This window comes from Bradyrhizobium sp. (assembly GCF_049512235.1).
Taxonomy (GTDB): domain Bacteria; phylum Pseudomonadota; class Alphaproteobacteria; order Rhizobiales; family Xanthobacteraceae; genus Bradyrhizobium.
This window is the reverse complement of sequence record NZ_JBEKXH010000391.1, coordinates 1-6,076: the sequence shown is the minus strand read 5'-3', so window position 1 is coordinate 6,076 and position 6,076 is coordinate 1. Positions and strand designations below refer to the sequence as shown.

Sequence of the window (6,076 nt, the reverse complement as noted above, 5' to 3'; positions counted from 1 at the left end):
CCAGCATCAGGATCGGCTGACGAATTTGCGACGGATAGTCGGAAGCGCGAAAGCCGCGCATCGCCCTGAATGCGGTATCGGCCCAGGCCACCGTCGGCGAGCCGATGCCGAGCGTGGGATCCTCCTCCAGGATCGCGGCATTGCGGGCATAGCGCACGGGATCGCTGGTCAGGGGGTTGTTGATGAAGGAGGCGGTGCCGGTCAGCGCGCCGGAGCCGCCGGGGACGTAGCGGCTGCCCTGTCCGAGAAGCCGCAACGCCCGCAGCAGCGCGCGGGCCGGAAATGCGGTGAGGTATCCCGGCAGGTCGATCATCGGCGCCACCAGCACCATGCGGTCGAACCAGCGTTTTCCCGCATACGCAATCCGCAGCATCACCGCGCCGCCCATCGAGTGCGCCAGCGCGAAGTGCGGCGGCGGGCAATCCGGCAGCACCACTTGTTGCACGAAGGTTTCGACATCGACTTCGAAATCGGAGAAATCGCGCACATGGCCCTTGCGCGGATCGCGCAGCCGCCGCGACGAATGGCCCTGCCCGCGCCAGTCGATCATGGCTACCGCGAAACCGCGATCGCGCAAATCGCGCACGGTTTCGAAATACTTTTCGATCTGCTCGGCGCGCCCGGCGAAGATGCAGACGGTTCCCTTGCGATTGGCAGGCGGCGCCCAGCGCGCGAACCGCAACTCCGCGCCGTCAGGTGTCTTGATGGTGCCGGTGACGACGTTCTCCGGAACAGGATTGGCGGGAATCGAGACGAGCGTCATGGGCTTGCGGACCGGATAGGTGAGACGCGCTGAAAATCAAGGGCGGGCGGGGGCGGGAGAGCGAAAAATAGGCGGCGTTGCCGCCCTCTTGAACAGCCTCGGAACTCTCCCATATCACCTTGGTGCAGGCCGCTGCCAGCGTTTCCAATAGAACCGCTGGGGCTGCACCTAACACGAAAGCCCGGCCCGATGGCGGGCGGGTTCATCAACAGTCGCTCAATGGAGGACTACCCTATGCGTACTTACGATCTCACCCCGTTTTACCGTTCCACCGTCGGCTTCGACCGGCTGTTTTCGCTGCTCGACCAGGCGGCCGTGGACGGCAGCCCCGGCTATCCGCCCTACAATATCGAACGCACCGGCGAGAACAGCTACCGCATCAGCGTCGCGGTTTCCGGCTTCGCGCAGGGCGAACTTTCGATCCTCGCCAAGGAAAACACGCTGACGATCAAGGGCGACAAATCCGCCAATGAAAACGGCAAGGACAAGTCCGAGGTACTGTATCGCGGTATCGCGGCGCGGGCCTTCGAGCGCGCATTCCAACTGGCCGATTTCGTCGTGGTGAAAAGCGCCTCGCTCGAGAACGGGCTGCTGCATGTCGATCTGGTCCGGGAGATTCCCGAGGCCAAGAAGCCCCGTAGCATTCCGATCGCCGCAAGCGCCCAGGCTGCCCAGATGGTCGACAACTCGACCGAGAAGGCTGCCGCGTAGCGCGGGTCACCAGCTGAACACGAAACGCCCCGGAAGACCGGGGCGTTTTTTGTGGATATAACTGTTCGCCAGCCCTTCTCAATCCAGCCCCTGCACCTCCGGTAGCGGCTGGGTCGGCCGGATCAGCGGCGCGGCAGGCTTCGCAGGCGCCGCCGCTGCCGGCGCCTCGGCCGGTTTCGCCTGCACCGCCGATAGCTGCGCCGGCACGGGCGCGGGCTTCGCCGCCAGCGGCTTGGCCTCGCCGGCGCGCGATGGCGCCTTTGGCAATGGTACCGATGTCGTCCGGCTGGCGAGGACATGCGGCACGCCAGCCGGCGGCCGCGGCACGCTGATGTCAGATCGCAGCGGCGGCCCCGACGGGCCAAAATTACCCATCAAGTCCTCGTTCAAATCGTCGCTCGGCCGGTTCGCCGGCATGAAGCTGATGATCCGCCCGGTACGGGCGTCAACCACCAGCCGTCCGTCATCGCCGACGCGATCGAGCACCGGAAGCGTGTACACAATGCCGCGCAGGTGCGGAATTCCGAGCGGCGAAAACCCGCTCTCCCGGACAATGCTTTCGACCTCCGGCGGGGGCAGCAGCAGCAAGTATTGGCCGTAGCGGGGTGCTTCCGGCGGCATCGCCCCCATCGGGCCCACCATGTCGGAAGCGACCGCATATGGCGAGCGTTCGACCCTATATTGTTCCAGCACCTGAGCATTCGCGGCTGCGGCCGTAAACACCAGCCCCGCCGACAGCATCCATCCCGTGAACCGCTTCATCGCTCATTGCTCCTTGCCAACGCCCAAAGCCCGTAGCGCCTTCGCTCTTTTTCCCGGCGGCAATTTCGGTATTGAATCCGGCGGTCCTTGGGCCGGATCGCGGCGCGCCTGCTCCAAATCCAAGGCAGAAAACCCCAGGTTGTGACAGGTTGGGGATGGCGAGGCCGCGCGACCGGCGACTTTCCGCCGCTTGTGTGATAGTTTAAAATTTGGCATGGTGTGTTAGGACAGCATCACTGCCTCAACTGCGCTGCAAACCGGCACGGGGATTGCAACGCAACGTGGCGTTAAGGCGCCAAAGAGATGGCAGGCAAGGCCGTTCGTCGGGGACGTTGAACGCCCAGGCCTGAATTTTAGAAATCTCGGCTCGCGGAGGACGAGCGGTGGCCTGGTGGTGCCTGCCGCGAACGCCCTGGGTGCGCCGACCACGACGGTGAGGCCCCTTAGCCTGAGAGGACATTAAAATGAGCGGGTCGGAGTTCGAGCGCGAAAGTACCAGGATAGATGCGCTGGCGGCGGCTCCGGTCAGGGCACCGGCCGAGCACAGCGTGCGACCGGCCGCGGTAGGTCTTTACGACCCCAGCCTGGAAAAGGATTCCTGCGGCGTCGGCTTCATCGCCAATATCAAGGGCAGGAAGTCGCACCAGATCGTCACCGACGCGCTCAGCATTCTCTGCAACCTCGAACATCGCGGCGCGGTCGGCGCCGACCCGCGCGCCGGCGACGGCGCCGGCATTCTGGTGCAGATCCCGCACGCTTTCTTCGCGCGCAAGCTGAAGGAGCGCTTCACGCTGCCGCCACCCGGCGACTATGCCGTCGGCGCGCTGTTCATGCCGCGCGAGAAGGCCTGGCGCAAAGTGATCCAGAGCATCATCGCCGACCAGATCAAGGCCGAACAGCTGACGCTGCTCGGCTGGCGCGACGTGCCGACCGACAATTCCTCGCTCGGCGAGACCGTCAAGCCGACCGAGCCCGCCAACATGCAGGTGTTCATCGGCCGCGGCGAGCACATCAAGAGCGAGGACGACTTCGAGCGCAGGCTCTATATCCTGCGCAAGTCGATTTCGCAGGCGATCTATTTGCGCCGCGACCGCGGGCTGGCCGGCTATTATCCGGCGTCGCTGTCCTGCCGCACCATCGTCTACAAGGGCATGTTCCTCGCCGATCAGCTCGGCAAATACTATCCCGACCTGAGCGAACCGGATTTTGATAGCGCGCTGGCGCTGGTGCATCAGCGGTTTTCGACCAACACCTTCCCGGCCTGGTCGCTGGCGCATCCCTACCGGATGATCGCACATAATGGCGAGATCAACACGTTGCGCGGCAACGTCAACTGGATGGCGGCCCGCCAGGCCTCGGTGCATTCGGAACTGTACGGCAAGGATATCTCCAGGCTGTGGCCGATCTCCTATGAAGGCCAGTCCGACACCGCCTGCTTCGACAACGGCCTCGAATTCCTGGTGCAGGGCGGCTACTCGCTGCCGCACGCCGTGATGATGATGATTCCGGAAGCCTGGGCCGGCAATCCCCTGATGGACGAGCAGCGCCGCGCCTTTTACGAATATCACGCTGCGATCATGGAGCCGTGGGACGGCCCCGCCGCGATCGCCTTCACCGACGGCCGGCAGATCGGCGCCACGCTCGATCGCAACGGCCTGCGCCCGGCGCGCTACCTCGTCACATCAGACGACCGTATCGTGATGGCCTCCGAAATGGGCGTGCTGAAGATCCCCGAGGAGCAGATCGTGACCAAATGGCGGCTGCAGCCCGGCAAGATGCTGCTGGTCGATCTCGAACAGGGCCGCCTCATTCCCGACGACGAGATCAAGGCGCAGCTGGCGCGCATGCATCCCTATCGCGAATGGCTCGACCGCACCCAGATCGTGCTCGAGGAATTGCCGGATGCCCCGACCAAGGGCATGCGCTCCAATCTGCCGCTGTTGGACCGGCAGCAGGCGTTCGGCTATTCGCAGGAAGACATCAACATCCTGATGACGCCGATGGCCTCGACCGGTGAAGAAGCCAACGGCTCGATGGGCAACGACACGCCGATTTCGGCGCTGTCGGACCGGCCGAAGCCGCTGTTCACCTACTTCAAGCAGAACTTCGCCCAGGTCACCAATCCGCCGATCGATCCGATTCGCGAAGAAATCGTCATGAGCCTGGTTTCGATCATCGGGCCGCGGCCGAACCTGTTCGATCTGCAGAGCGTCGCCGGCAACAAGCGGCTGGAGGTGCGTCAGCCGATCCTGACCGACGCCGACCTGGAAAAGATCCGCTCGATCTCGGAAATCGCCGACACCCATTTCAAGTCGCGTACGCTGGACACCACTTTCCATGCCGGGCTCGGCGCCGCCGGCCTCGAGCAGGTGCTCGACGAATTGTGCGCGCGCGCCGAAGCAGCGGTCCGCGAAGGCGTCAACATCATCATCCTGTCCGACCGAATGGCGGGCTCGGACCGGATTCCGATCCCCTCGCTGCTCGCCTGCGCCGCGGTGCATCATCACCTGATCCGCACCGGCCTGCGCACCTCCGTCGGCCTCGTCGTCGAGTCCGGCGAGCCGCGCGAGGTGCATCACTTCGCATGTCTCGCCGGTTACGGCGCCGAGGCGATCAATCCCTATCTGGCCTTCGAGACCATCGTCGCCATGAAGGACCGGCTGCCGGCGGCGCTCGACGACTACGAACTCGTCAAGCGCTACATCAAGTCGATCGGCAAGGGCCTGTTGAAGGTGATGTCGAAGATGGGCATCTCGACCTATCAGTCCTATTGCGGCGCGCAGATCTTCGACGCCGTCGGCCTGAAGGAGGATTTCGTCGGCAAATATTTCGTCGGCACCCACACCAGGATCGAAGGCGTCGGCCTGGCCGAGATCGCCGAGGAAACGACGCGCCGCCATGCCGACGCGTTCGGCGATGCGCCGGTCTACAAGACCGCGCTCGACGTCGGCGGCGAATATGCCTACCGTACCCGCGGCGAGGATCATGCCTGGACCGCGGAATCGGTCTCGACGCTGCAGCATGCCGTACGCGGCAATTCGCCGGAGCGTTACCGGGCGTTCGCCAGAATCCTCAACGAGCAGTCCGAACGGCTGCTGACCCTGCGCGGCCTGTTCCGGATCAAGAGTGCCGAGGACGAGAAGCGCAAACCTGTGCCGCTCGACCAGGTCGAGCCGGCCAAGGATATCGTCAAGCGCTTTGCCACCGGCGCGATGTCGTTCGGCTCGATCTCGCGCGAAGCCCACACCACGCTCGCCATCGCCATGAACCGGATCGGAGGCAAGTCCAACACCGGCGAAGGCGGCGAGGAGAGCGATCGCTTCAAGCCGATGCCGAACGGCGATTCGATGCGCTCGGCGATCAAGCAGGTGGCTTCCGGCCGCTTCGGGGTGACCACGGAATACCTGGTCAATTCCGACATGATGCAGATCAAGATGGCGCAGGGCGCAAAGCCCGGCGAAGGCGGCCAGCTGCCCGGCCACAAGGTCAACGAGATGATCGCGCGGCTGCGCTTCGCCCGTCCGGGTGTGGGCCTCATCTCACCGCCGCCGCATCACGACATCTATTCGATCGAGGATCTTTCCCAGCTCATCTTCGATCTGAAGCAGATCAATCCCGACGCGCTCGTCTCGGTGAAACTCGTAGCTGAGCCCGGCGTCGGCACGGTCGCGGCCGGGGTCACGAAGGCGTACGCGGATCTCATCACGATCTCCGGCTACGACGGCGGTACCGGGGCAAGTCCGCTGTCTTCGATCAAATACGCAGGCACGCCCTGGGAGCTGGGTCTTGCCGAGACGCATCAGACGCTGCGGATCAACGGGCTGCGTCACCGCGTGCGCC

4 protein-coding genes are annotated in these 6,076 nt (G+C 64.4%); 2 read left to right on the top strand and 2 right to left on the bottom strand.

The features are described from left to right. The coding region (locus ABSG20_RS27245) for an alpha/beta fold hydrolase (RefSeq protein ID WP_423867582.1) at nucleotides 1–763 on the bottom strand (763 nt) is incomplete at its 3' end. Between the two features lie 234 nt (nucleotides 764–997). Between ABSG20_RS27245 and ABSG20_RS27240 the strand changes: the two genes are divergently transcribed. Continuing rightward, nucleotides 998–1,474 (top strand): Hsp20 family protein, encoded by a 477-nt coding sequence (locus tag ABSG20_RS27240; RefSeq protein WP_423867581.1) that lies wholly within the window; start codon nucleotides 998–1,000, stop codon nucleotides 1,472–1,474. Between the two features lie 78 nt (nucleotides 1,475–1,552). Here ABSG20_RS27240 and ABSG20_RS27235 read toward each other — a convergent pair whose 3' ends face one another. Continuing rightward, nucleotides 1,553–2,236, bottom strand: a complete 684-nt coding sequence (locus ABSG20_RS27235) for a hypothetical protein (protein ID WP_423867580.1) — start codon at nucleotides 2,234–2,236, stop codon at nucleotides 1,553–1,555. 464 nt (nucleotides 2,237–2,700) lie between these two features. Between ABSG20_RS27235 and gltB the strand changes: the two genes are divergently transcribed. Beyond that, nucleotides 2,701–6,076, top strand: a 3,376-nt coding sequence (gene gltB / locus ABSG20_RS27230) for a glutamate synthase large subunit (protein ID WP_423867579.1), incomplete at its 3' end; no start/stop codon positions are given.